This is a genomic window from Propioniciclava sp. MC1683, assembly GCF_014164675.1.
In the GTDB taxonomy this organism is placed as follows: Bacteria; Actinomycetota; Actinomycetes; order Propionibacteriales; family Propionibacteriaceae; genus Propioniciclava.
In genome coordinates this window covers 1-24,911 of record NZ_JACJFX010000015.1, presented here as the reverse complement: position 1 = coordinate 24,911, position 24,911 = coordinate 1, and the positions used below count along the sequence as shown (strand labels likewise).

The following is a 24,911-nucleotide window of genomic DNA, read 5'->3' as shown; positions in this document are numbered from 1 at the left end:
CGCCGCGGTGGCAACCCGACTCGGGAGCCGCGGGGGGTTCTCGATAGGGTGTCCCGGTGAGTGATTCCCAGCAGCGCGCGGCGTCCGCCGCCCCCCAGCCGTCCGTCTCCGAGCAGGTCCAGGTGCGCCTGGCCAAGCGCGAGCGGCTGCTGGCCGAGGGCCGCCAGCCGTACCCCGTCGAGGTGCCGCGCACGCACGCGCTCGCCGCGGTGCGCGCCGAGTGGGGCCACCTCGCGCCGGGCGAGGAGACCGACGTCGTCGTCAGCGTCGCCGGGCGGATCATGTTCCAGCGCAACACCGGGAAGCTGTGCTTCGCGACGCTGGCCGACCAGTTCACCCAGGACGCCGACGGCGACCGCCTGCAGGTCATGCTCTCGCTGGCCGAGGTGGGCCAGGAGTCGTTGGACGCCTGGAAGGCCGACACCGACCTGGGCGACTTCGTCTCGGTGACGGGCCGCGTGATCGCGTCCAAGCGTGGTGAGCTGTCGATCATGGCGACCGACTGGGTGCTGGCGTCCAAGTCGCTGCGCCCGCTGCCGACGCTGCACAACGAGCTGTCGGAGGAGACCCGCGTCCGCCAGCGCTACGCCGACCTCGTCGTGCGCGACGAGGCCCGCGCGATGGTGCGCACGCGCGCGGCGATCACCCGTAGCGTCCGCGAGACGCTGCACCGGCTGGGCTACATCGAGGTCGAGACGCCCACGCTGCAGCTGATCCACGGCGGCGCCGCGGCGCGCCCGTTCACGACGCACCTCAACGCGTTCGACATCGACATGACCCTGCGCATCGCGCTGGAGTTGTACCTCAAGCGCGCCATGGTCGGCGGCACCGAGAAGGTCTACGAGATGGGCCGGATCTTCCGCAACGAGGGCATCGACAGCTCGCACTCGGCCGAGTTCACGATGCTGGAGTGCTACGAGGCCTGGATCGACCAGAAGGGCATCGCCGCGGTCATCCAGCAGGTGATCGTGGACGCCGCGGACGCCGTCGGCTCGCGCCAGGTCGAGACGGACGCCGGGGTCATCGACCTGGACGGCGAGTGGCTCTGGCTGCCGTTCTACACCGGGTTGTCGGAGGCGTTCGGCCGCGAGATCACGCCCGACACCACCCGCGCCGAGCTGGAGGAGCTCGCCGAGCAGCACGGGGTCGAGTTCGACCCCAAGCTCTCCGACGGCAAGCTCGCGATGGAGCTGTTCGGAGAGGTCGTCGAGCCCACGCTGATCCAGCCCACGTTCGTGTGCGACTACCCGGCCATCGCCCAGCCGCTGGCCCGCCCGCACCGCGACGACCCGCGCCTGGTCGAGGCCTGGGACCTCATCATCGGCGGCATGGAGCGCGGCACCGGCTTCTCGGAGCTCATCGACCCGGTCATCCAGCGCGAGCGGTTCACCGAGCAGTCGCTGCTGGCCGCCAAGGGCGACCCCGAGGCCATGCAGCTCGACGAGGACTTCCTCAACGCCCTCGAGTTCGGCGCCCCGCCGATGGGCGGCCTGGGCCTGGGCATCGACCGCCTGATCATGCTCTTCACCAACAAGGGCATCCGCGAGACGATCCTCTTCCCGCTGCTCAAGCCCCAGGGCTGACGCCGAGGGCTTGGGTTTCGGGCGCCGAGGGCTTGGGTTTCGGGCGCCGAGGGCTTGGGTTTCGGGCGCCGAGGGCTTGGGTTTTCGAGGGTTCAGTCCGGGGCAGCCATCAGCGGGGCCAGGCCGGCGGCGCGGGCCGGGGCGTCGGCGTCCCCGCACGCAGCGAGCCAGTTGGCCAGCATCTGGTAGCCGCCCTCGGTGAGGACCGACTCGGGGTGGAACTGCACGCACTCGACGGGCAGGTCGCGGTGGCGCACGGCCATGATCACGCCCGACTCGGTGGTGGCCGACACCTCGAGCTCGTCGGGCACCGTGGCCGGCTCGATCGCCAGCGAGTGGTAGCGCGTCGCGGTGAACGGGTTCGGCAGCCCGGTGAACACGCCGCGACCGTCGTGGTGCACCAGCGAGGTCTTGCCGTGCAGCAGCTCGGGCGCCCGGTCGACGACCGCGCCGTAGGCGACCCCGATGGACTGCAGCCCCAGGCACACGCCGAAGATCGGCAGGCGGCCCGCCTGCGTGCGTACGACGTCGATGCTGACGCCGGCGGCCTCGGGGGTGCCGGGGCCGGGGGAGATCAGGATCCCGTCGAAGTCGTCGGCCCATCCGTCGGTGCCGAAGCGCTCGTCGTCGTTGCGCCACACCTCGACCTCGGCGCCGATCTGGGCGAGGTAGCTGACGATGTTCCACACGAACGAGTCGTAGTTGTCGACGACGAGGATCCGGGCCATGGGGCCATTCTCCCTGATGCGCCCGGAAGGCAGGTGGTCGGCGCTCAGCGCGGGACGCGCGCGAACTCGAACTCGGCCGGGCCGGCGTAGGCGGGCATCTCGACGCGGGCCTGCCGGGAGACCTCATAGCCCAGGCGGTAGGCGTCCACGTAGGTGCGGTAGAGGCGCAGGTAGTCGCTCTCGCGCAGCCCCCGCTCCAGGGCCGGGACGTCGCCGATGGCGGTGATCCGGTAGGGCGGCGCGTACGGGACGCCGTGCAGCACGACCGTGTTGCCGACGCACTTGATCCCCGTCCGGGACGAGACGCGCTGGCCCTGGATCGTCATGGCCTCGGCGCCCGCGGCCCACAGGGCGTTCACGACGGCCTGGATGTCCTGCTGGTGCACCACGAGCAGGTCGGGGTCGACGCCTGCGGGCTGCACCGAGGCGGGTGCGTCGGTCAGCACCACGGTCACGGCCGGCCCGGTCACGGCCACCGAGTCCGCGCGCTCCGCGGCGGCGCCCAGGTCGGGCAACCCGGCCCCCTGCCCACGCGCGCTGAGGGCGTCCACCTCGGCCCGCAGGCCGGACGCCAGGCGCCCCAGCTGGTCGACCCGGTCGGCCTCGGCCTGGACCAGCGACGCCAGCTCGGTGGTGCGGTCGGGGCGGAGGTCGTTGCCGCGCGAGGCGAGCGCGCTGGTGGCCATCATGAAGCCCGCCACCACGCAGACGATGACGGTGGCGACCCGCAGGGAGGGCTTACGGCGCAGGGCGCGCCGGGGTGCGGGCCGGGGGGTGCGGCCGGCGTCCACTACTTCCAGAGGGTCGCGACGCCGAAGGAGGCGCCCATGAGGACCATGGCGATGAGCAGGTTCCAGTTGCCGAGCGACGACATGCCGGGCACGGCGATGCCGGTCGAGGCGGTCAGGTACCAGACCACGAGCCACAGCACGCCGAGCAGCATCAGCGTGATGAACGTGGGCACCACCCAGGCGCGGTTGTCGGCCAGGCCGGCCTTGCCGAGGCGCTGCTTCTCGGCCCGCTCCTCGGCGACCGCCGCCTTGCGGGCGGTCTTCTTCTTCGCCGCGGCCTCCTTGCGGCCCTTGGACTCAGGCACGTGCATTCACTCCATGTTCGTGGTGGAAGGACCCCAGCATACGTCGGTCAGCCGCCGGGGGTTTCGGTGGGGTCGGGGGAAGGCTGGTCCTGCGCCTCGAGCACGATCGTCAACGGGCTCTCGGGGTCGACGCGCTCCCCGGCCGGGGGGTCGGTCCGGGCCACGACACCGTTGGCCGGACCCCGGAAGACGAGGTTGGTGAACCCCGCGTCCTGGGCGGCCGACTCGGCGTCGTCCCGCGTCAAGCCCTCCAGCCTCGGTACGGGCAGGGTGGGCGGTCGCGATGGGGTCTCGGGCCCCTGCAGGTAGACGGTGATCGTGGCCTCGCGGTCCACGTTCTCGGTGGGCTGCGGGGACGAGCTCGACACCTTGCCGTCGTCAGGGCCCTGGAAGGAGTAGTTGGTGAAGCCCAGGCGGGTGAGCTCTGCGGTCGCCTGTTCCTTGGTCATCCCCAGCAGGCTCGGCACGCGCCCCTTGCCGGTCGCCACGGTCAGCGTGACGGTCGCGGTCACCGGGATCTGGGTGCCACCCCGGGGCGTTACCTCCAGGACGGTGCCCTTCTTGGCGTCGACGGGTTCGTCGGTGGCGTCGACGGTGGCACCGGTGATCCCCGCCGCCTCGAGCACCTTCAGCGCCGCGTCGGCGTCCATCCCGACGAGGTCGTCGGGGATGGTCTTCATCTCGGGGCCGGCGTTGATGGTCAGCACCACCTCGGAGCCCTCGGGCACGAGCGCCCCGCCGGCCGGGTTGGTGCGGATCACCTGGCCGACGGTGGTCGTGTCCGGTGTCTGCTCGTGCTCGACCTTGGGCACCAGCTTCGCCTCGAGCACCGTCTGGCTGGCGACCGCCTCGGTCTTGTTCAGCAGGCCGGAGGGAACCGTCACCTCACGGACGGCCGGCTCCTGATCGCGGGACATCATCAGCTGCCACCCGGCCACGAGGCCGACGGCGAGCAGCGCGACGATCGCGATCGTCCACCACAGCCCGGCCCGGCTCTTGCGCGGGGGCGGCACGGGGGCCATCTGGCCGGTGCCCATGGTCCCGCCCATCGTGGCGCCGACCCCGCCCAGGGTCTGGTCGGCGGTGTCGTAGGGCGCGCCCGCGCTGGGCAGCACGGTGGTGGCCGCCGAGGCGGCGGCCGCACCGGACGCCCCCGCCACCAGCGGCGGCACGGGCGGGGGCAGGGTCGCGTTGACCCGCTGCCCGCCGAGGATGCGCTGCACGTCGTCGCGCATCTCGCCGGCGGTGGCGTAGCGGTCGTCGGGGTCCTTGGCGAGGGCCTTGAGCACCACGGCGTCCATGGGCGCGGTGATCTCGTCGTCGAGCGACGACGGCGGGACCGGTTGCTCGCGGACGTGCTGGTAGGCCACCGAGACGGGGGAGTCGCCCTGGAACGGCGGCCGGCCGACGAGCAGCTCGTACATGAGGCAGCCGGCCGAGTAGATGTCGGAGCGGGCGTCCACGGTCTCGCCGCGGGCCTGCTCGGGGGAGAGGTATTGAGCGGTGCCGATCACGGCGGCCGTCTGCGTCATCGTCGAGCTCGTGTCGGCCACGGCCCGGGCGATGCCGAAGTCCATCACCTTCACGATGCCGGTCGACGTCAGCATCACGTTGGCGGGCTTGATGTCGCGGTGGATGATGCCGGCCTTGTGGCTGTAGGCCAGGGCCTCGAGGACGCCCACGGTGAACTCGAGCGCACGGCGGGGGAGGATGGGGCGTCCCTCGCGCAGGATGTCGCGCAGGGTGCGGCCCTCGACGAGCTCCATCACGATGTAGGGGACCGGCGTGCGGCTGGCGGGGTCCATCTCCTCGCCGGTGTCGTAGACCGACACGATGTTGGGGTGGTTCAGCCCGGCGGCGGCCTGCGCCTCGCGGCGGAAGCGCGCCTGGAAGGTCGGGTCGGTGGCGAGGTCGATGCGCAGTTCCTTGACGGCCACGTCGCGGCCCAGCCGGAGGTCGCGGGCCTGGCTGACGAGCGCCATGCCCCCTCGGCCGATGATGCGGCCGAGTTCGTAGCGGCCACCCAGGACCCTGGGTTGGTCGGACATCCTTGCCTCCCTGTTGTGCGGGCCGTCGGCGTACGGGCCGCGGTCCTGCGCTGTGTCGTCGGGGCCCGGCTTGGCCCGACGGGGAATGTGTTCGTCTGTCATCGCACCGCCTCCAGCACGGCTTGGGCGATCGGGGCAGCGTACCGCCCGCCGGTCACCTCGGACCCGTCGACCCCGGCGTCCTGCACGAACGCCGCGACCGCGACCTTCGGCTCCTCGGAGAACGCGACGAACCAGGCGTAGGGCGCGCGGCCCTCACCGGCGACCGCCGAGGCGAGCGCCGTGCCGGTCTTGCCGCCCACGCGCATCCCGGGGATCTGGGCGCGGCGGCCGGTTCCGTTCTCCACCACGCTCACCATCATGTCCTGTAGTGCGCGCGCGTTCACGGCGGACATGGCCGTGGACAGCGGACGGGGCGAGGTGGAGCTGATCACGTTCAGGTCGGCCCCGCGCACGCGGCTGACGAGGTAGGGGGTCATCACGACCCCGTCGTTGGCGATGCCTGCGGCGACCATGGCCATCTGCAGCGGGGACGCCGCCACGTCGAAGCCACCGATCGAGCTGAGCATCGTCTGCGCGCGGTCGGGGTCCTCGGGGAACCTCGAGGCCACCCCACCCAGCTCGGGCAGCTGCGGGGAACCGAAGCCGAACTTGCGGGCCTGCTCGCGCAGCGCATCGTCGCCGAGCTGGTCGCCGATCAGCGCGTAGGCGGTGTTGCAGGAGACCTGCAGCGCCTGACGCAGCGAGATCTCCTCGCCGCCGCAGTTGTAGGTCATCTCGAAGGTCGAGTTCGGCAGCCGCAGGCTGGCCGGGGACGAGACCACCGTGTCGGGCGTCATCCCCGACTCCAGCGCGGCGGCGCTGACCACGAGCTTGAAGGTCGACCCCGGCGCGTACACCTCGCGGGCGGCGCGATTGACCAGCGGCTTGGCGGGGTCGTCGTTCAGGGCGGTCCAGTACTCCTGCGTGGCCGCGATGTCGTGGGACGCCAGCCGGTTGGGGTCGTAGGTGGGTGAGGTCACCATCGCGAGGACGGCGCCGGTGGAGTAGTCCAGCGCGACGACGGCACCGGGCCGGTCGCCCAGGGCGTTCGCGGCGGCCTGCTGCGCGCGGGCGTCCAGGGTCGTCTCGAGGCTCGCGCCCTGCGGCCGCTTGCCGGTGGCCAGGCCGACGATGTTCTGCAGGAACTGCACGTCGGACGTGCCGGCGAGCTGGGAGGAGTAGTACCGCTCCAGGCCCGAGCCGCCAAAGAGGAACGAGTAGTACCCGGTGACCGGGGCGTACAGCTCGGCCTGGAGGTAGCTGCGCTGGAAGCCGAAGCGGTCGTCGACCGGGGTCGACGTCACGATCGGGGTGTTGCCGACGAGGATGTCGCCGCGGTCGGTGCCGAACTCGGCGTCGCGGACCCGCCGGTTGGCCGGGTCGTTGTTGAGCGACTGGGTGCGGAAGACATAGGCGTAGGAGGCGTTCACCATGAGCGCCAGGAACATCAGCATGATCACGACCGACACGCGGCGGATGGGCCCGTTCATCGTGGCTCCTCCCCGTCCTCGGTGGGGGCCGGGGGCTCCGCGTGGCTGGGGAGCGGCTCGGGTGCCTCGCCGCCGAAGTCGACCGGGTCGGGGCGCGGCTCGGCGGCCGGCCCGGCGGGGAGGGGGGCCTCGTCCGGCGTCACGGGCACCTCGGCTGCGGCCCCAGCCGCGGTGGCCCCGGTGCGGGGGCCGACGACGACCGGCAGCGCCTGCGTCGCCTCGGCGGACAGCGACACGTACTCGCCGGAGCCGGCGTGCTCGACGTGCGGGCGGCGTACCTGGTGGGTGACGGTGAGCATCAGCCCGAGGAGCAGGAAGTTCGAGACCAGCGAGCTGCCGCCCTGCGAGACGAACGGGGTGGTGAGGCCGGTCAGGGGCAGCAGGCGGGTGATGCCGCCGAGGATGACGAACACCTGCAGGGCGAACACGAACGCGAGGCCGGTCGCGAGCAGCTTGCCGAAGCCCTCGGCGGAGCCGAGCGCCGCGCGCAGCACCCGGGCGACGATGACGCCGAACAGCAGCACCATGGCGCACAGGCCGAACAGGCCGAGCTCCTCGCCGATGGCGGCGCCGATGAAGTCGTTCTTGGCCAGCGGGGTGAGGTAGGGGCGTCCGTCACCCCACCCGGAGCCGAACAGGCCGCCCCACGCGAAGCCGAACTGCGCGTTGATGACCTGGCCGTTGCGGTCGTAGTCGGTGAAGGGGTTGAGCCACGACTCGAAGCGCGTCTGGACGTGGCCGAAGGCGTTGTAGCCCAGGACGCCCAGGCCCAGGATCATCAGGGTGCCCAGGATCGCCCAGCTGGGCCGCTCGGTGGCGACGTAGAGCATCGCGACGAACAGGCCGAAGAACAGCAGGGTGGTGCCGAGGTCCTTCTGGAAGACCAGGATCACCAGTGAGAAGCCCCACGCGATGAGGATGGGGCCCAGGTCGCGGGCGCGGGGGAAGTCGATGCCGAGGAAGCGGCGTCCGGCCAGGGCCAGCACGTCCTTCTTCTCGACGAGGTAGGCCGCGAAGGCGATCGACAGCACGATGCGGGCGATCTCGGCGGGCTGGAAGCTGAAGGGCCCCACCTCGATCCAGATGCGCGCGCCGTGGTTCTCCTTGCCCAGCCCGGGAACGAGCGGGGCGAGCAGCAGCAGGAAGCCGGCGAGGAACCAGAGGTAGGTGTAGCGCTGCAGGCGGCGGTGGTCGCGCAACCAGACCACCAGCGCGATGAACGCAGCGACCGCGAGGAACAGCCACAGCATCTGGAGCTCGGCGCTGCGCTTGCCGTCGGCCTGGTCGAGGCGGTAGATCATCGAGATCCCGAGCCCGGCCAGCAGGAAGGCCGTCGGAAGGATGAGCGGGTCGGCGTAGGGCAGGCGCCAGGCCGTGACGCCCCAGCAGGCCAGGCCGAGCGCGAACCACGCGGCGAGGCCCAGGTACCAGGGTCCGCCGAACTGGAGCGGGCCGGCCGACATCAGCCAGTCGGCCGGGAAGGTGCCGTTCTGGTTCAGGCTCGTCAGGAGGTAGCCGCCCGCGCCCAGGGCGAGCGCGAACAGCATCATCACCAGCGACACGACCGTGCGCCGGCGGTAGACCACCACCTCCGACACGCTCAGCACTCCTCGGGGGCCGTGACCGGGGTGGTCAACCCCGGCGACGGGGTCCCCACGGGCGTGAACGCCGACACCGACGGCGCCGGCGAGGCGCTCGGGTCGACGGGGGCGGGCGTGCCGCCGGGGGTGGCCGGAGCCGGGGTCGTCGACGGGTCGGGCGTCGGGGCGGCGCTCGCCTCGGCCCGTGCCTTGCGCTGGGCGATGCACTGGTTGGCCTTGTCGCGCAGCTCGATCAGGGTCGAGCGGGCGGCGGCCATGTCGTTGACGGGGATGCTCGCCCGCACCTTCTCGGCGTAGTAGGGCGGCAGGTCGGCGATCTGCGTGGTGTCGGTCTCGAGCAGCGTCGACAGGTCCTGGCCGAGCACCCGGTCGGGGATGCCGCGGTAGAGCGCGACATTGGCGTCGGCCGGGCCGATGAACAGCCGCGTCTGGGTGTACTGGTACCAGCCGAACGCGCCGCCGCAGAGCAGGGCGAGCGGCAGCACCACCGAGAGCGCGATCTTGGCCCACGTGGACGCCTTCCGGCGCCCGGTGAGCGCGTAGCGCTCCTCCTCGGTGATGGCACGCTCGGACGCCTCGAGCTCGTCCATCGGCGCCTCGGTCTCGAGGGGGGCGAAGGACGCCGTGTGCTCGATCCGGCCGGGGTCGGTCACCGAGGCGGCGGCACCGAGGACGGCGACCTCGCCGGGGGCGCCGTCGGCCTCGACGTCGGCCAGCACCATGGTGATGTTGTCGTGGCCCCCCGCGGCGTGGGCGAGGTCGACGAGGCGGTCGATGGTCTCCTGGCGGGGGAGGCCGGCAGCGGCCACGGCCGCGATCTCGGCATCCGTCATGAGGCCGCACAGCCCGTCGGAGCACACCAGCAGCCGGTCGCCGGGCACGATGTCGAGCCAGCCCAGGTCGGGCTCGTATTGGGTCGAGCCGTTGAGCACCCGCAGGACCAGCGAGCGGTGGGGGTGCTCGAGCGCCTGCTCCTCGGTCAGCCGGCCGTCGTCGACGAGGGTCTGCACCCAGCTGTGGTCGCGCGTCACCCGGTGCAGCTCGCCGTCGCGCACGAGGTAGGCGCGGGAGTCGCCGATGTTGACGACCGCGAGCCGGTCGTCGTCGAGCACGAAGCCGCACACCGTGGTGCCCATGCCGGACAGCTCGGGGTCGTCCTCGACCAGCTCGACCAGCCGCTCGTTGGCGCGGGCCAGCGTTCCGGCCAGCACGGTCAGCACGTCGACCAGGTCGCCGGGGTCGTCCTCCCCGTCGTGGGAGGCGGGCACGGGGGCGTCCGTGTCGCCCAGCCGCTCGGCGCGGGCGGTGGCGATGCGGTCATCGAGGTTCTCGTCGGTGCGGCGCAGCTCCCATGTCGCGACCGCGGAGGCGAGGTCACCGGCGGCGGCGCCGCCCATGCCGTCGGCCACCATGAGCATGCGCGGGCTGGTGTAGGCCGAATCCTGGTTGTTGCTGCGGACCAGGCCGATCTCGGAGTGGGCGTCGTAGCTGAGCGTCAGGGCCATGGGGTCAGGCCTCCACGACGAGCAGGGTCCGACCGATGCGCAGGGTGTCGGAGGTCGTGAACGGCGCCGGCGAGCTCAGGCGCTCGTTGTTCAGGTAGGTGCCGTTGGTGGAGCCCAGGTCCTCGACCAGGTAGCCCTCGCCGCTGCGGTAGATGCGGGCGTGCCGCGTCGAGACGTAGTCGTCGTCGAGGATCAGCTGGCAGTCGGTGCTGCGCCCGATCTTCAGGTGCTCGCCCAGGCCCATCGTGAGGCCGGCCTGCTTGCCCTTGGTGATGCGCAGCGTGGTGGGGGTGCGGCGGGCGCGGCGGTTCCGGCGCGCCGGCTGCGCGGTGCCGGACGCCGCGGGCGCGGCCTGCACGGCTGCCGTGGGGACCCGCCGGCCGAACAGGTCGGACCGGATCACCGCGCCGGTGAACAGGATGAACACCCACAACAGGGCGAGGAAGGCGAACTTGAGGGCGAGGACGAGGAGCTCAGACATCACTCACCGGCGACCTGACCAGCATGCGCGTACTGCCGAGCTCGACCCGCGACCCTGCGGTCAGGGTGGCGGTCTGCACGCGGCGCCCGTCCACGACGATGCCGTTGGTCGACCCCATGTCCTCGATGGTGACCTGGGGGGCGTCCTCGGCGCCGCGCACGCTCACGCGGGCGTGCAGGCGGGAGATCCCGGGGTCGTTGATGCGGACGTCGGCGTCGGTGCCCCGGCCCAGCGTGAACCCGGGCGGGGAGAGCGGGTGGCGGATGCCGTTGACCTCCAGCACCAGCACCGCCCGCCGGATGGCCGTGGTCGTCGCCGGCGTCGCCGCGGCGGCGACCGCCTGGCTCTCGACGGTGAAGCGGCCCACCGGCAGGTTCGCCTCGAGCTCGTAGGCAATGGTGACGGGGCCGTTGAAGACGTAGCCCGCGTTCGCCGCGTACTCGCGCAGCTGCGGGATGATGTCGGAGTTCAGCGTGCGGCTGTACGGCACCAGCCGGTCGTAGTCGTGCCGCGAGAGCCCGATCGTGAAGTCGTTGGGCACCAGCCGGCGGTCGCGCGAGAGCAGGCGGGCCTCGGCGTCCAGCTCCTTCTGCAGGCGCGCGGTGATCTCGACGGGCTGCACGTCGCCCTTGAAGGCACGCGCGAAGGCACCGTTGACGACACCTTCGAGCTTGCGCTCGAGGTTGTCGAAGACTCCCACGTGACCTCCTTACGGGCGTGTGCGCACGGGGCGGATCGGGACAAGCGTAGCTCGCACGCCCCCGTGCGGGTGACCGGTGTTCGCAGGGGAGGGGACATCTCCTCTCCCCCCTGCGGGTGAACCGTCTCGAGTCTAGGTGCCAGACGCGCTCCGCACCACGGCCACGGATGCGGAGTCCAGGCTCAGTGTGCCGTCGGCGGCGTGCTCGACCTCTCCGAACCGGGCGACGAGTTCCCCCGGACAGCTGACCTCGGCGCCGGCGCGCGGTGCCGCGACCACCGTGAGGGGGCCGTGGGTGAGGGCGAACCAGTCGTCCTCGTGCCGCGTGGAGACGGGGTGCCGCGGGGCGTCGAACCCTGCGCCCAGGTGTTCGCGGCGCAGGCCGATGAGTGTGCGGTGCCAGGCGAGCATCGCGGCGTGCGGCTCCTGCGTCGGCTCGTCCCAGTCGAGTCGGGACGCCTCGAATGTGGCCGGGTCCTGCGGGTCGGGGATGTCGGCGTCGGGGCCGTAGATCTCGCTCCAGCCGTGGTCGGCGAACTCGCGCACACGGCCCGCGCTGATCAGGGAGCCGAGGTCGGGCTCGTGGTCGGAGAAGAAGCGGAACGGGCGCAGCGTGCCCCACTCCTGGCCCTGGAACAGCATCGGCGTGAACGGGCCGAGCAGGAGGAGGGCGGCGCCGCCGGCCACGGCCCCCGCGGGGAGGCGCTCGTCGGGCCGGTCGCCCAGGCCGCGGTTGCCGACCTGGTCGTGGTTCTGGGTGAAGGTGACGAACCGGCGGCGGTCGACGTCGTCGGGGACGGGGGCGCCCCAGGCCGTGTCGCGGAACGTCGAGTGCGAGCCGTCGTGCACGAACACCCGCTCGAACGCGTGCGAGAGGGTCTCGGGTGCGCCGAAGTCGACGTAGTAGCCGAACGTCTCGCCGGTGAGCCAGCTGTGCAGGGCGTGGTGCACGTCGTCGGCCCACTGGCCGTCCATGCCCAGGCCGCCCTCGGCGGTGGGAGTGAACATCGTGACGTCGTTGAGGTCAGACTCCGCGATCAGGGTGAGGGGACGCCCGAGTTCGCGGCCGAGGCTGGCCACCGCGTCGGCCATCTCGGACAGGACGTGCCGCGGCGAGTCATCGATCAGCGCGTGCACGGCGTCGAGCCGGAGCGCATCGAGGTGGAAGTCGCGCAACCAGCGGACCGCGTTGTCGACGATGAACGCCCGGACGCCCTCGGCGTGGTCGTCGTCGAGGTTGATCGCCGCGCCCCACGGGGTGTGGTGCTTGATCGTGAAGTAGGGGCCGAACACCGCGGCATAGTTGCCGGCGGGGCCGAAGTGGTTGTGCACCACGTCGAGGCAGACCGCCAGCCCCAGTCCGTGGGCGGCGTCGACGAACCGCTGCAGCGCCTCGGGGCCGCCGTAGGACTCGTGCACCGCGTACCAGCTGACCCCGTCGTAGCCCCAGCCTCGCTCGCCCGGGAACGGGACGACCGGCATCAGTTCGACCGTGTCGACGCCCAGCTCGACCAGGTGGGGGAGTCGTTCGATCGCCCCGTCGAGGGTGCCCTCGGGGGTGAACGTGCCGACGTGCAGCTCGTAGAACACCCCGCCGAGGACCTCGCGCCCGGCCCACTCGGTGTCGGACCAGCGGAAGCCCGCGGCGTCCCACACCCGGCTGGGGCCGTGGACGCCGTGCGGCTGGCGCGGGCTGCGCGGGTCCGGGCGCGGCTCACCGCCGTCGACGCTGAGCAGGTAGTCGGTGCCGACCGGCAGGTCGATCGTCCAGTGCTCCCCGGCGCGGGTGAGGGCCCGCCGCTCGTCGCCGAGGACGGCCTCGACCGACTCGGCGAGCGGGGCCCAGACGGTGACGTCAGGCATTCCCACCCTCCCCGTTGGTGCGCTCGAAGAAGCGCTTGCTCAGCCAGCCGAGCAGGCCGGTGGTCTCGGTCTCGCCCTCGTCGGTCGACCCGGACGCCGGGGCGGGCCGGCCGGACGGGTCCTGGCGCGGCGTGGCCCGGAAGATCGGGTCGCCGTTGTCGAGTGCATCGGCGAGTTGCTCGGCCTGGGCGGTGCCGTCGGGCCCGGCGGTCTTCTCGAGGACCGCGCACGGGTAGCGGCGCAGCACGTCGGCCAGCAGGACGCTGCCGCCGGCGTGCTCGGTGCCGGTCAGGACGTCGCGCCATGTGCCCTCGGGCAGCACCACCATGTGCTCGGTGAAGCCGTCCTGCTTGGCCAGGTCGCGGTGCAGGCGGGCCGCGATCGTGACGACCTGCGGGTCGTCGCCCCGCGCGAAGCACAGGGCGTGGCCGGTGCTGCTGGGCAGCGGGCGGTACGCGGCCGTCGGGCCCACGAAGGCGTCCGGCACCCGGCGCCGCAGGCGCAGGATCTCGCGGGTGACGTGGAACTTCTCCTCGGCGAGCGTGAGAGGGTCGCGCCGGTCGAGGTAACTGCCGAGGTCGGCCAGCGCCGCGAAGTCGGCCGGGGCGCGGTTGTCGGGGTCGACCAGGTAGTTCTGCAGGGTCTCGCACGACTGGTAGAGGTCGGCGACGCCGAGACAGGTCAGCTGGATGGTCTTGCGCGACAGGATCGACACCCGCACCGAGTCGGCGGTGAAGTCGTACCAGTCCTGGAAGGCGCCCATGAGGTCGCCGTCGGCGTAGACCCTGCCGATGAACTCGAGCAGGGACGCCTCGGCCGCGGCGTCCTGCCCCGTCCAGGACGTCCAGATCTTCTGCTCGCGGGATGCCTTGAGCATGTACTGCTCGAGCCGTTCGCGCTCGATCGGGCCGTCGGGCGTCCACGTGCCGGCGAGGATCTGCCAGAACAGGTTCTCGGTGTGGCCCTCGACGCCCTCGGCGTACGGGTGCAGCTTGGCGACCAGCGCACGCCACTCGGGGGCGTACTGGGCGATGACGCCGATGCGGCTGCGGACGTCCTCCGAGCGCTTGGTGTCGTGGGTGGTGCCGCAGGTCATCGTGGCCGGCCACTGGGTGGCCATGTTCGCGCACCACCGGTGGAACTCGTCGGGGTTGATGCTCCACGTGGCGGGGGAGCCGCCGACCTCGTTGAGGGCGACGAGCTGGGTCCAGCGGTAGAAGGCGGTGTCCTCGACACCCTTCGCGGTGACCGCGCCGCACACCTGCTGGAAACGGACCACCAGTTCGTCGCGCATCGCGCGCTGGGCGCGGCCCTCAGAGCCGACCTCGCGGCCCAGGATGAGGTCGACGACGACGTCCATGGTGTCGTGGAGCTCGGCGTCCAGCTTCTGGTTGGCCTTCTCGGCCGCGTGCCGGACGAGCTCGACGGCGTCGTCGGGGGCGGGTTCGCCCGGCACGACGTAGGCGCGGTAGCGGTCGAACGCGATGACGAGTTCGGTCAGGCAGGTGCGGATCCAGCCGAAGGTGTGGTCGCGCAGCATGATGTCGTCGCGGCAGATGTCGTTGGCGAGCGTGGCGGTGCGGTGCACCTCGGCGAACAGGCTCGTCGTGGTGATCTCGCGCTTGGCCTGGTCGATGACGTCGGGCAGGGTGCCCGGGATGTCACCCGTGACCAGGTGCGCGACGGTGCCGAGGTCGCCGTAGCCGTTCGGGTCGCACTGCAGCGCCGAGATGCGCCAGCTGGCGTCGTAGCCGGTGGTACCGGCGACGGGCCAGTCGTCGGGCATGTGCTCGTCGCCCTCGAGGATCTTCTCGGCGATGATCCACGCCCCGCCGGTGGCCTTCGACAGCCGGCGCATGTAGCCGCGCGGGTCGGCCAGGCCGTCGGGGTGGTCGATGCGGAAGGCGTCGATGTGGCCCTGGTGGAACAGCTCCAGGAGAAGGGCGTGGGTGGCGTCGAAGACCTCGGGGTCCTCGACGCGGACGGCGACGAGCGTGTCGACGTCGAAGAAGCGGCGGAAGTTGAGTTCCTCGGCGGCCACCTTCCAGTAGGCGAGCCGGTAGTACTGCTCCTTCACGCACAGGTGCATGGGCAGGTTCTCGGTGCCCGCCCGCACCGGGAACACGTGGTCGTAGTAGACCAGCACCGGCTGCTCGCCGTCGGCCTCGTGGCCGGGGATGACGCGCCGCTCGAGGGTGATCTCCTCGTCGGCGAGCACCGTGCCGATGCGTGCGCCGAGCACCGGCATGAGGATGCCGTCCCCGTCACCGCCCCCGGCGGTGCCGTCGAACCAGTTCGCGTAGGGGGAGTCGGGGCCCTCCTTGAGGACGCTCCACAGCGCGGTGTTGTGATGGATCGGCGTCGGGACGCCCATGTGGTTGGGGACGACGTCGACGATCACGCCCATGTTTCGGTCATGGGCGGCCGTGGCGAGGCGCTCGAAGGCCTCGCGGCCGCCCATCTCCTCGCTGATGCGGGTCGGGTCGACCACGTCGTAGCCGTGGGTGCTGCCCGGTGCCGCCTGCAGGATCGGGCTGAGGTACAGGTCGGTGACCCCCAGGTCCTCCAGGTAGTCGAGCTGGGCTGCCGCCTGGTCGAAGCTGAGGTCGGGACCCAGCTGCAGGCGGTACGTGGACACCGGCGTGCGGCGTCCGGTCGACGGGAGGTGCGGGCGGGGGGTCGCCACGCTCGCTGCGGTGGTGGTGGTCAAGGTTGTCCTTGTCGTCCGGGTGCAGTGGCTACCACCAACCTACCCTGAACCGCCGACAGCCCGCCTTCCGTGCGCCGACAGCCTGTCCTGCCCTCAGGCCTCGGTCAGCGGCTCCGTGTCGGCGTGGGCGTCCGGAACCGGGTCGAGGCCGATGCCGATGTCGTCCTTCTGGGCGATGTTCTCGGCACCCGCCCAGCGCTCCATGTACTCGGGCCGCTGGCGCAGCCACTCGGCGCGCTCGCCTGTGGGGCGTTCGCCCACCTGCCCGAGGGGGTAGTCGGGGTCCTGATCCAGCCGGACCGTCTCGATCGCCATGTACCGCTCCTCCTGGGAGAGGCCCGCCCACCAGTCCTCGTGCGACTGGTTCTCGCTCGCTGCAGTACTCATCTGGCCACCCTAGGGGCGCTGGGGACAAATTCCCACCCCTTGTCAGGTGCCAGTCGGGGTGCACAACTCGGACGCCGCGGGCGGAAGCCTGTGGACAACTCTGGGACGGTTCCCCATCCGACGCCGTGTTGTGGCACCCTCGGAACACCACCCACCCAAGGAGGCACCCCCCATGAGGCGGATCCTGTTCGCCTGTGCCGCCGTCGTGCCCGCGCTCGTCGCAGGATGCACTCCGGCTGCGCAGCCGACGCCCAGCGCCACCCCGGTTCCCACCGTCGCTGCGCCCACCCTGCAGCTGATGTGCACGCCCGAAGAGGGGGGGACCGCATCTCCCTGCACCCAGGCTGAGTACGACGCGATGATCGCTCGCGACAAGCTGTACGACGAGGCGAAGGCGCTGCTCGCGAAGTACAAGACTGAGTACGAACGTCTAGTGCGTGCCGGTGCTGGAGCTTCGAAAGAACTTCTGTCAATGACCTCGGGACCCTACACACAGGCAACTGAGGACGAACTCGCCGAAAGGGTCAAGTTCGAGGGTGGGACGTACCGGACTACTGCTCCCCGACGACTCGTGGGTGAGTCGCGCGCCGGATCCGTAGTGGCGTTGGAACTGTGCTCTGACTCCTCCACCATCACCATCACAAAGGATGGCGAAGTGTTGGGCCAGGGCAGGTTTGCCGAGCAGCGCTACTTCTTCGGCGAGACTCCTGACGGACTCAAGATCGTGGCGGCCCAGAACCGGGAGGTCGAGTCGTGCTGAAGCTGCGGTCGGTTCTGCTGGCCAGCCTCCTCGCCGCACTGATCACACCGTCGCCGGCCGTTGCCGACGAGGCTTGGGACGAGGGCGACGGAACTGTCAAGGTGTCGGCAAAGGATTCCGGCCAGAAGAAGCAGAACGGAAAGCCAACTGCAGCGGAACTAGCCGCACGCCGTGACGCCTACCGGGATTATATGGACGGACTGCGCCGTGAGCACGAGGACCGGGTGAGGGTGTTCCCAGAGTGCAATCCTGAGCTGGGCACACCGGAGGAGTGGTGCGCCTGGGCGCCGCCGGAGGCAGGCGGCACGCAGAGGCCTCCGCGGGAGGCGGTCGAGAACTACGTGCGCAGGGTCACGGCGTCCTTGCAACTGCCGCAGGCCTACCCGCAGGTCGGGCCCGACCCGGACTGGAACGAGTGGCACATGGCGGTCATCGGCATCCCGCTCTGGCTGTGGGTGGAGGGCGACTCGCACCTGACGGCGTCCAACAGCGATGCCGGGCTTGCGGTGTCGCTCGACGCCACGCACGTCAGCACCACGTTCCAGATGGGTGACGGCACGACGGTCACGTGTGCGACGACGAAGCCGTACGTGCGCGATGCGGTCGCGCCAGGCACTCCGTCGCCCGTGTGCGGGCACACCTACCAGGTGGCGCCTAGGTCGCCCGGCGCGGCCAGCTCCGCGCACCAGCAGCCGGGGACGTACACGGTGACGGCGACGACGAACTGGTCGGTCGACTGGACCGCCGGCGGCTACTCGGGAACCCTCGCCACACAGATGTCGGGTAGGCGAGACCTCCCGGTCGGCGAACTCCAGGCCGTGGTCGTGCGCGGCTGAGTCCCCGGCGACGCGCGACACTGGTCGCGACGTCGCAGAGGAAGGGGGAGCGGTGCTCGACATCCTGGTCATCACCGCGCCCCTCTACCTGTGCATCCTGGCGGGCTGGGCGGCGACGCGCTTCGGGATGTTCCGTCGCTCCGACATGGACATCATCGGCGGCTTCGTCATGAACATCGCCCTGCCAGCCCTCATGTTCCTGTCCGTCGCCCAGAGACCGCTCACCGAGGTCGCGAACCCCACGTACCTGCTGGCGTACGCGATCACCAGCGTGGTCGTCTTGGTGGCGGCCTACCTGTGGTCCCGGCGCATGAACCGGACGCCGCGGGCTGCGGCCGCCTTCGATGCGCTCGGGGCAGGCGGGGCGAACTCCGGGTTCGTGGGCTTCCCGTTGCTGCTGGTCGTGATGCCCTCCGTCGCCGGGGTCGTGTTCGGCATGAACGTGATCGTCGAGTCCCTGATCACCGTGCCACTGTGCTTCTTCTGGGCCGAGCGAGGCGAGGACGCCACCGGCCTGCTCCGGAGCATCCGCCGTTCGGTGGGGTCGATGCTGCGCATGCCGGTGTTCATCGCGCTCCTCGCCGGCATCGTTGTCGCGGCGACGGGACTCAGGCTCCCCGATGTCCTGGTGACGTCCTTCGACCTGCTCGGCCGCGCTAGCACCGGCGCGGCTCTGTTCTCCGTCGGAGGGCTGCTGGTGGGGCTGTCCATCCGGGGCAACGTCCGCCGGCTCATCGCTGTCACGGTGGCCAAGCTGGCGCTGATGCCGGCGGTGGCCTGGGCGTCGGCCACGGGACTGGCGCTGCTGGGCATGCCACCGCTGGACGGGGAGTTGTTCGCCGCCATCGTCCTGAGCGGCGCGATGCCGGCCTGGACCTCGTCGGTCGTGTTCGCCGCCCGCTACGGTGAGCGCGACGTCCCGCCGGCGGTGCTGCTCGTCACGACGATGGTGTCGTTCTTCACGCTCTCGGCGCTGCTGGCCGTCCTGCTCTGAGCGGCCGCCGGGAGGGCCATTCCCCGTTCGCATGGCGGTCGTCCCGCGTTCACATCCACGCAGTTGTCCACAGGGATGTCCACCGCTGTGGATTGTGTGGGGAGCATCACCCCTAGTCGAAAAGGGCAACGCCGGAGTTGGTTGACGAGTCAAGGTGACCAGAAAGTGAACGGCCAGACTCCCATCGGGCGCCTGTTCGATGCCTCGGCTCCCGCCTGGTGAGTCCCGAATATGACCTGCGGGAAGGTGCGTGCTAAGGTACTCAGGCTGTCCCCGCGAGGGGGCCACGCGCGAGTGGCGGAATGGCAGACGCGCACGGTTCAGGTCCGTGTGTCCGAAAGGACGTGGAGGTTCAACTCCTCTCTCGCGCACAAAAGTGTTTTTGAGTAGTGCAAATACAGGGAATCGGCGAGAGGTGAAACCTCTCGCCGATTCCCTGTTCCTAGGGCTGGATCGCTGGTGGCAACGGGTGATGCTGGGTGGTCTGCTTCGATCGGCGGCGACCCCGAGTCCCCTGTGTTCCGACGTCTCGCGTATGCCACCGCATGTCACGGCGGCTTCGTGGTCGGAAACCCTTCATCCAAGCGCGGTTCGTTGACCGCCCAGATGCCCATCGCGCCAAGGCAGGCGTCTCCCGCAGGCTCAGCTGTCTGGGCGGGCGGGGACGGCTCGGATGGGCGCGCGGCCAGGGTGTCGAACTTGGTGCTGGCCAGGCGTCGCTCGGTGACGGTGACAAGGTCGAGCACGTCACGGGTCTGGTAGTAGCGGACCCCGCGCCGCTCGTGGGGGTGGAGGATTTCCGCTGCGACCAACTCGGCGAGGGCACGGTCGGCGGCGACGTGGGACACGCCGTGGATGCGTTGCACGGTGGCGCTGGTGATGACGGGCGTGGCGGGCAGGTCGCGCACGATGTGTGCGGTGGCCGAGTCGCTACGGACGCCGCGGACCTTGCCCTGGTCGGATCTAGCGCGGTTGAGCCTGTCTTCCCAGTCGGTACGAAGGTCGGCCAGGTCTGCGGCGAGGCGTCCGGCTTGCTCGGTGGCGGTGAGGACGGCGGAGGCGAACACGCGGAGCCAGGCGGCTTGGGCGGTGTGGAGCCCGTCCGAGCCGACCGGGTCAGGGTGCCGGTAGGCAGTGAGCCCTTCAACGTACTCGTTGCGGAGAGTCGACAGGATCAGGCTGACCGGCAGTACCGCCTCGGTGGTGAGCCCGCGTCGGGTGAGCACGGTGTGGATGAGGGCGCGGCCGACGCGTCCGTTGCCGTCAGTGAACGGATGGATCGTTTCGAACTGGGCGTGCGCGAAGCCGGCCTGGACAATGGGCGAGTGCCCACCTCCGTTGAGGTAGCCGACGAGGTCATCGAGCAGCGCCGGAACGTGTTCCGGGGCGGGGGGGACGAAGTCGGCGTCCAGGGGGTGGTGGTCGGAGCCGCCGATCCAGTTCTGCACGGTGCGGACGCCGCGGTGCTGCGGCTCGTCGGGCAACAACGCGGAGTGCAGTTCAAGCAGGTGCTCGACCGTCACCTGTGGTGCTGCAACAAGGACGGTCCGGGCTTCGTGCAGGACCGTCATGTTGTTGGCGACCAGCTGGGCTTGGGCGGACACGTCGGGGACGGCCTCCTGGGCGCCGAGTTCGGCCAGGGCCACCTGCTGGACCGACGGTGCGATGCCCTCGATCCGTGATGAGGCGATGGCTTCGGAACGCAGCAGGAAGCGGGCAATGCCGGCCAGGTCGCGGGCATCTCCGGACAGGCCCCGGACCGCCTGCTCGGCTCGGCCCACCAACTGGTCGACATCGGGCGGCAGCAGCAGCGGGCTCCCCAGCAGCGTGTCCGGAACGTAGCGACGATACGTGCCCGAGCGTCGATCTCGCCGGGGGAGACCTGATTCGATCGAGGACGCGCATTCGTCTTGTTCCCATGTCGCCATGTGTCTGCTTTCGTTTCGCGCGTCCCGGGTTCTCGTAATGATAGAGGTCTAAGGTTGCATGCTGGGAGTTGTGGCTAACAGATCGACGAACTGGATCGTCGCCAGCCCGGAAGTCGGCCCGGTGAGGAAGGGAGGGCGCTCGGCCAGTACGCCTGAGCTACGCTCAAGTCGGTTCCACGCGCCTCGGCGGTGCAGTCCACGAAATCCCCACGCGTTCCCCACCACAAGGTGACGAAGTGGCTTCAAGCTCCATAAGAGGCTCTTCACAATCGAGCGTGTAGCCGCGGCCTGAATCCGCCGGTCTCGAGCAGCGATCGTGCGATGTAGTGGGTGAGGTTCCGGAAGCCAAGGGCGCTGCCGCGGAGGTGTTCCAGCCGGCCATTCAGCCTTCGGTAGGCCCATTCGAGGTGCCCCGACTTGGCTCATTTAGTGTCGCCTGCGCGCTTGGTGGATCGCGTCCAGCCAGGCTTGGGCGTCGTCGGGTAGGGGGTTCTCGGCGGTGACGATGGTGTCGCCGGCTTGGATGTCGATTGTGCGGTGGCGACGCAGCGTCTTGACGAGGGCCTTGATGCTGGCGCCGGTGGTGCTCTCGAGCCATCGGGCGACGGCGAGGGCGGCGAACACGATGGTGAGGTGGGCTTCGATCGAGTCCTTCAGGTGGTGGTAGACCGGCCGGGCCTTCAGGTCCGACTTGGACATCCGGAAGGACTTCTCGACCTGCCACAGCTGGTGGTAGGCCCCGATCACGTACTCCGGGGTCGGGGTGGCCAGGTTGGTGATGTAGCCCTTCCAGCCTGCCAGGGTGCGGGCCTTGGCCTCCAGTTCGGGTCGCGGTGAAGTCGCGTTGCACCAGGTCGGGCGGCCGCGGCGCGGAGGAGTCCGACGTGGTGGTGACGAACTTCCTGCCCCTGACAACGCCCTGCATGCCGCGGGCCCGCGTCAGGCGGGCCACCTGACACCGCGGTGCCTCGACGCCGTCCCGCTTGAGCAAGTGCCACATCTTGCGGTAGCCGGCGACCCCGCGACCCTTGGTCTTGTCGGCCTGCAGTGCCTCGATCCGTTCCCACACATAGGCGTCCGACAAGGCCCGCTTCGATGGTGTGCGGGCCTTGAAGGCGTAGTAGCCCGACGGGGCGACCTGCACACCGTGCCCGCTGAGCACACGGCAGATCGGCTCGACCCCGAACCGGACCCGGTAGTCGTCGATGAACCCGACTACCACGGCAAACGCGGGTCGAGCTCCCGCGCGAAGAAACTCGACGCCGCCAACAAGATCTCGTTCGCCCGCTTCAACTCGCGGACCTCCCGCTCAAGTTCCTTGATCCGCTTCCCATCCTCGGTGGTCGTGCCGGGACGCTTACCCGCGTCGATGTCGGCCTGCTTCACCCACCCGCGCAGGGTGTCGGGATTCACGCCGATCCTGGCGCCGATCCGCGTCACCGCCGCGGTGACCGACAACTCCGGCTCCTCCTGGCGCGCCTCTTGCACCAGACGAATGGCGCGGTCCCGCAACTCTTGGGGGTACTTCCTCGGTGCTGGCATGGTCTGACCCTGCATCCTTCCGTTGAATCAGACCCTCCACCTGAGCCTCGTTCCGCCGGAGCGCATTTGTAGGTCACCCGCTGGAACGCACCCGGCGCGGCGTGTGGAAGCTCCCTTGTGGCGGGGTCAGCGCGGGGCTCCGAGTGTGACCGGGGTCCACAGCCGGTCGATGGGCATGACGTGGAGACGGTCGGCGTAGGTGTAGGAGCGGGTTCCGGTGGTGAGGATGATCCCGGCGGCGAACCGTGGTCCGAGGGCGGCGCGGAGTTGACCGAGACCGCGGAAGTCGCCGCCTGGGGCCCGTTCGCTGGCTTTGACCTCGATCGCAACGACGGTGCCGTCGTCGTACTCGATGACCACGTCGACTTCTGCGCCGTCACTGGTCCTCCAGTGGCCCAGAGTCACGGGCTCGTCGAGCCAGGAAGCCTGCTTGCGGATCTCCCCGACGACGAAGGTCTCCAGCAGGTGCCCGAAGTCGGTGAGTGATGCCGGGTCGAGTCGGGTGAGCTTGTCCGGCGTGAGCCGCAGCAGCCGGGCAGCCAGCCCGGAGTCGACAACATGGACCTTGGGTTTCACACTGACCCGTGAGCGCAGGGTCTTGCCCCACGCCGGCAGCCGAACCACGAGGAAGAGGTCCTCGAGTAGCCGAAGGTGACCCTCCACGGTGGCGCGACTGACGCCGAGCCTCTCCGCAGCAGCAGAGACGTTCAGCAGTTGCCCCGTCTGTGCCGCAATCAGACCCAGCAGGTCGGTCATTGCCTGTCGTTCCCGGATGCGTCCCAGTTCCAGAGCATCCCGCTCGACCGATGCCCGCACGAAGTCATCGAACCATCGTGCTCGGGCCGCGCCGGAACGTCGTAGGGCCAGGGGTAGCCCTCCGGCGCAGACACGCTCCACGTAATCCTGGCGCGTGGTCGTTGAGGACGGGATCCGGCCGACCACACCCGCGGGGTCGACAGGCAACACCTCCAGGAGGTTCTCGCTCACCCGAGCGATCTCACCTTGGGACAGCGGCCAGATGGTCAGGGAGTGCAACCGTCCCGTGAGGGCCTGCGCCGTGACGGGCAGGGCGTCCTGCCGGGTCGATCCCGTGATCACGGCGGTTCCGGGCAGGCTGCCCTCGCGGTTCAGCCTCGCTTTGAGCGCGTCCAAGATGTCGGGCACCCTCTGGTACTCGTCGACACACACCGGCGCCGCACCACCGACGACCGAGGCCAGATTCCCCACGACCGCCTCGCGCACCTCGACGTCGTCCAGGTCGAGAACCGTTCCCCCCACATCGGCAGCGAACCTGCGCAGCACTGTCGACTTCCCAACCGATCGCGGGCCGTGCAGAGCGATCACCGGCTCCTCCGCGACCAGCCCCGTCAGAAGTAGACCCACCCTTCGTGGGACCAGCGAGTCGAGGACCATGGGCGCAACCTAGCAGACGTGACGCTGTGTACTACGCAAACGCGAACAGCCAAACCTAGCAAACATGAACGCTCTTGGTGTGCCATCTTGAGCGTGGCAAGAGGGCGGGGCGGAGGACCCGGTGGTGTCCGGAGCTGTCCACCGGCTGCAGTCGGCACCCGTAATGCGGGGTGACTGGCTTGTCTGGGCCTGTGATGGGAGGCCGCGATGCAGTTCGAGAAGTGCCACTGCAGACTCTTCGGTCGCGGTCACCCTGCCCGACCACGTGAAGGAGATTGATGCCCTGCGCGCCTTCCGGCTGCTGCGGCTGGTTGACTCCTTCGGCCAGTTCGGACGGACCGGGCGCGGGGGAGCGCGGAACGCAGCGGACGTTGCCGATGAGACCGAGCACCTGGGCCCGCACGCCACGTCACTTGGTGGCCGGAGCGCGACCTGGGGTCGTCGGTCGCAGGCGGCGAGGCTGCGGGGGCTCCCACGCTCGCGGCCCTTTCCCTCGACGTGCTGGCAGTGCTGCAGTGAACCGTGAGGCTCTCGGCGGTGGTCCGTGGGTGCGAGCCGAATATGCTGAGGGGCAGCCCTGGACGCGAGATCCGCGCGGGTCTCAGGTGCAGAGCTATTCCCCACGTATTCCCCACAGCAAGGTGTCGCAATGTCGATCGACGGTCATCAGACCTTGTCAGGGGGCCATTATCGGTTGATAGAAGAAAGCTTCAACTCCTCTCTCGCGCACAAAAAGTTCCCCTGACTACGGGTTATACAGTGAAAAGGCGGGAGGCAAGAACCTCTCGCCTTTTCACTGTCCCGGTAGTGTGACGTGCGGCTGGCAAGGGCGAATGCTCGGATGGCCCGGGTCCTGAGCGGTGCTATGGGTGGGGGGTTGGTTCCCCACGTGGGGGCCTGTTCCCCACGTATTCCCCACGGCGGGATGGCGCTGAGTTGCTTGGCCAAGTGTGGTTGCCTGTTGGGGGTTGTCTTGGCGGCCGGGAGGTGTGCGCATCAGGTCGGGTCAGGCTCTGCTGGGTCTGGTTGGGCGGTTTTCGTTCGCGACTGTCGTCGCCCAGCCGGGCAGAAAGCACTACTTTGAGTTCCTAAGGAAAGTCAAGCTGCCTGAGGGCTCCTAGACTTGGTGGTGGCAGGTCGGGATGTTGGAGCGCTCAGCGACTCCTGAGGCTCCCGGCCTGCCTTGCGTTCGGTGGCCCTCTTG

Annotated in this window: 18 protein-coding genes, 1 tRNA gene, 5 pseudogenes and 1 other annotated feature; of the genes and pseudogenes, 5 read left to right on the top strand and 19 right to left on the bottom strand. The window is 70.2% G+C overall.

The window, feature by feature from the left end; genetic code table 11:
* The first annotated feature begins 56 nt into the window (after positions 1-56).
* Positions 57-1,583 (top strand): lysine--tRNA ligase, encoded by a 1,527-nt coding sequence (gene lysS, locus H5397_RS10365; RefSeq protein WP_182817211.1) that lies wholly within the window; start codon positions 57-59, stop codon positions 1,581-1,583.
* Positions 1,584-1,675: 92 nt separating this feature from the next.
* Here the strand turns inward: lysS and H5397_RS10360 are convergent, their stop codons facing one another.
* From H5397_RS10360 to H5397_RS10305, 13 genes and pseudogenes are all read right to left on the bottom strand, one after another.
* Positions 1,676-2,311, bottom strand: a complete 636-nt coding sequence (locus H5397_RS10360; protein ID WP_182817209.1) for an aminodeoxychorismate/anthranilate synthase component II — start codon at positions 2,309-2,311, stop codon at positions 1,676-1,678.
* A 44-nt stretch (positions 2,312-2,355) separates the two neighbouring features.
* A complete protein-coding gene (locus tag H5397_RS10355; protein WP_309224332.1) occupies positions 2,356-3,102 on the bottom strand; it encodes a DUF881 domain-containing protein in 747 nt (248 codons plus the stop codon).
* The gene (locus H5397_RS10350; RefSeq protein ID WP_182817207.1) at positions 3,102-3,407 is read right to left on the bottom strand and encodes a cell division protein CrgA; all 306 of its coding nucleotides are present in this window, start codon (positions 3,405-3,407) and stop codon (positions 3,102-3,104) included. Before H5397_RS10350 ends, H5397_RS10355 begins: the two co-directional genes overlap by 1 nt.
* 47 nt (positions 3,408-3,454) lie before the next feature.
* Positions 3,455-3,610, bottom strand: a pseudogene (locus H5397_RS19165) (hypothetical protein); the annotation flags it as partial.
* Positions 3,592-5,455: pseudogene (gene pknB, locus H5397_RS10345) on the bottom strand (Stk1 family PASTA domain-containing Ser/Thr kinase); the annotation flags it as partial. The pseudogenes H5397_RS19165 and pknB, both read right to left, overlap by 19 nt.
* A 98-nt stretch (positions 5,456-5,553) precedes the next feature.
* Positions 5,554-6,987 carry a penicillin-binding protein 2 gene (locus H5397_RS10340; protein ID WP_182817205.1) on the bottom strand — a complete coding sequence of 478 codons (1,434 nt, stop codon included), beginning with the start codon at positions 6,985-6,987 and terminating at the stop codon, positions 5,554-5,556.
* Positions 6,984-8,537 (bottom strand): FtsW/RodA/SpoVE family cell cycle protein, encoded by a 1,554-nt coding sequence (locus H5397_RS10335; protein WP_208091197.1) that lies wholly within the window; start codon positions 8,535-8,537, stop codon positions 6,984-6,986. The genes H5397_RS10340 and H5397_RS10335 overlap by 4 nt, the downstream gene beginning before the upstream one ends.
* Before the next feature lie 50 nt (positions 8,538-8,587).
* Positions 8,588-10,093, bottom strand: coding sequence for a PP2C family serine/threonine-protein phosphatase (locus H5397_RS18665; RefSeq protein WP_182817201.1), 1,506 nt, complete (start codon positions 10,091-10,093; stop codon positions 8,588-8,590).
* Between the two features lie 4 nt (positions 10,094-10,097).
* A complete protein-coding gene (locus H5397_RS10325; protein ID WP_182817199.1) occupies positions 10,098-10,574 on the bottom strand; it encodes an FHA domain-containing protein in 477 nt (158 codons plus the stop codon).
* The gene (locus H5397_RS10320) at positions 10,567-11,274 is read right to left on the bottom strand and encodes a DUF3662 and FHA domain-containing protein (RefSeq protein WP_182817198.1); all 708 of its coding nucleotides are present in this window, start codon (positions 11,272-11,274) and stop codon (positions 10,567-10,569) included. The genes H5397_RS10325 and H5397_RS10320 overlap by 8 nt, the downstream gene beginning before the upstream one ends.
* 132 nt (positions 11,275-11,406) lie before the next feature.
* Entirely contained in the window at positions 11,407-13,137 is a 1,731-nt protein-coding gene (treZ, locus tag H5397_RS10315; RefSeq protein WP_182817196.1) for a malto-oligosyltrehalose trehalohydrolase, read from the bottom strand.
* Positions 13,130-15,847: a malto-oligosyltrehalose synthase gene (gene treY, locus H5397_RS10310; protein ID WP_220492181.1), complete on the bottom strand. Its 2,718-nt coding sequence runs from the start codon at positions 15,845-15,847 to the stop codon at positions 13,130-13,132. The genes treZ and treY overlap by 8 nt, the downstream gene beginning before the upstream one ends.
* A gap of 93 nt (positions 15,848-15,940) precedes the next feature.
* A complete protein-coding gene (locus tag H5397_RS10305) occupies positions 15,941-16,234 on the bottom strand; it encodes a hypothetical protein (protein WP_182817194.1) in 294 nt (97 codons plus the stop codon).
* Between the two features lie 172 nt (positions 16,235-16,406).
* Between H5397_RS10305 and H5397_RS10300 the strand changes: the two genes are divergently transcribed.
* The 4 genes from H5397_RS10300 to H5397_RS10285 all read left to right on the top strand — a co-directional run bounded on the left by H5397_RS10300 (position 16,407) and on the right by H5397_RS10285 (position 19,195).
* Positions 16,407-16,994 carry a hypothetical protein gene (locus H5397_RS10300; protein ID WP_182817192.1) on the top strand — a complete coding sequence of 196 codons (588 nt, stop codon included), beginning with the start codon at positions 16,407-16,409 and terminating at the stop codon, positions 16,992-16,994.
* Positions 16,988-17,830: a hypothetical protein gene (locus H5397_RS10295; RefSeq protein WP_182817190.1), complete on the top strand. Its 843-nt coding sequence runs from the start codon at positions 16,988-16,990 to the stop codon at positions 17,828-17,830. Before H5397_RS10300 ends, H5397_RS10295 begins: the two co-directional genes overlap by 7 nt.
* Positions 17,831-17,882: 52 nt before the next feature.
* A complete protein-coding gene (locus H5397_RS10290; protein ID WP_182817188.1) occupies positions 17,883-18,824 on the top strand; it encodes an AEC family transporter in 942 nt (313 codons plus the stop codon).
* Positions 18,825-19,112: 288 nt separating this feature from the next.
* Positions 19,113-19,195 (top strand) — tRNA-Leu (locus tag H5397_RS10285).
* A 177-nt stretch (positions 19,196-19,372) separates the two neighbouring features.
* Here the strand turns inward: H5397_RS10285 and H5397_RS10280 are convergent.
* The 6 genes and pseudogenes from H5397_RS10280 to H5397_RS10255 all read right to left on the bottom strand — a co-directional run bounded on the left by H5397_RS10280 (position 19,373) and on the right by H5397_RS10255 (position 23,707).
* Positions 19,373-20,752 carry a Fic family protein gene (locus H5397_RS10280; RefSeq protein WP_182817186.1) on the bottom strand — a complete coding sequence of 460 codons (1,380 nt, stop codon included), beginning with the start codon at positions 20,750-20,752 and terminating at the stop codon, positions 19,373-19,375.
* Positions 20,753-21,015: 263 nt separating this feature from the next.
* Positions 21,016-21,164: pseudogene (locus H5397_RS10275) on the bottom strand (transposase); the annotation flags it as partial.
* Positions 21,165-21,178: 14 nt separating this feature from the next.
* Positions 21,179-21,574: pseudogene (locus H5397_RS10270) on the bottom strand (IS1634 family transposase); the annotation flags it as partial.
* 88 nt (positions 21,575-21,662) lie between these two features.
* Positions 21,663-21,821: pseudogene (locus H5397_RS19160) on the bottom strand (IS3 family transposase); the annotation flags it as partial.
* A gap of 60 nt (positions 21,822-21,881) precedes the next feature.
* Positions 21,882-22,009: a sequence feature (AL1L pseudoknot), on the bottom strand.
* Positions 21,968-22,294 (bottom strand): transposase, encoded by a 327-nt coding sequence (locus tag H5397_RS10260; protein WP_182817184.1) that lies wholly within the window; start codon positions 22,292-22,294, stop codon positions 21,968-21,970. It overlaps the preceding feature by 42 nt.
* Positions 22,295-22,420: 126 nt before the next feature.
* The gene (locus tag H5397_RS10255; protein WP_182817181.1) at positions 22,421-23,707 is read right to left on the bottom strand and encodes an ATP-binding protein; all 1,287 of its coding nucleotides are present in this window, start codon (positions 23,705-23,707) and stop codon (positions 22,421-22,423) included.
* Positions 23,708-24,911: the final 1,204 nt, after the last annotated feature.

Excerpts from the sequence above, each read along its gene's own strand:
- H5397_RS10360 (WP_182817209.1), bottom strand. The coding sequence starts at position 2,311 with ATGGCCCGGATCCTCGTCGTCGACAACTACGACTCGTTCGTGTGGAAC.
- H5397_RS10340 (WP_182817205.1), bottom strand. The coding sequence starts at position 6,987 with ATGAACGGGCCCATCCGCCGCGTGTCGGTCGTGATCATGCTGATGTTC.
- H5397_RS10335 (WP_208091197.1), bottom strand. The coding sequence starts at position 8,537 with ATGATGCTGTTCGCGCTCGCCCTGGGCGCGGGCGGCTACCTCCTGACG.
- H5397_RS18665 (WP_182817201.1), bottom strand. The coding sequence starts at position 10,093 with ATGGCCCTGACGCTCAGCTACGACGCCCACTCCGAGATCGGCCTGGTC.
- H5397_RS10325 (WP_182817199.1), bottom strand. The coding sequence starts at position 10,574 with ATGTCTGAGCTCCTCGTCCTCGCCCTCAAGTTCGCCTTCCTCGCCCTG.
- treZ (WP_182817196.1), bottom strand. The coding sequence starts at position 13,137 with ATGCCTGACGTCACCGTCTGGGCCCCGCTCGCCGAGTCGGTCGAGGCC.
- H5397_RS10305 (WP_182817194.1), bottom strand. The coding sequence starts at position 16,234 with ATGAGTACTGCAGCGAGCGAGAACCAGTCGCACGAGGACTGGTGGGCG.
- H5397_RS10300 (WP_182817192.1), top strand. The coding sequence starts at position 16,407 with ATGAGGCGGATCCTGTTCGCCTGTGCCGCCGTCGTGCCCGCGCTCGTC.
- H5397_RS10280 (WP_182817186.1), bottom strand. The coding sequence starts at position 20,752 with ATGGCGACATGGGAACAAGACGAATGCGCGTCCTCGATCGAATCAGGT.
- H5397_RS10260 (WP_182817184.1), bottom strand. The coding sequence starts at position 22,294 with ATGCCAGCACCGAGGAAGTACCCCCAAGAGTTGCGGGACCGCGCCATT.
- H5397_RS10255 (WP_182817181.1), bottom strand. The coding sequence starts at position 23,707 with ATGGTCCTCGACTCGCTGGTCCCACGAAGGGTGGGTCTACTTCTGACG.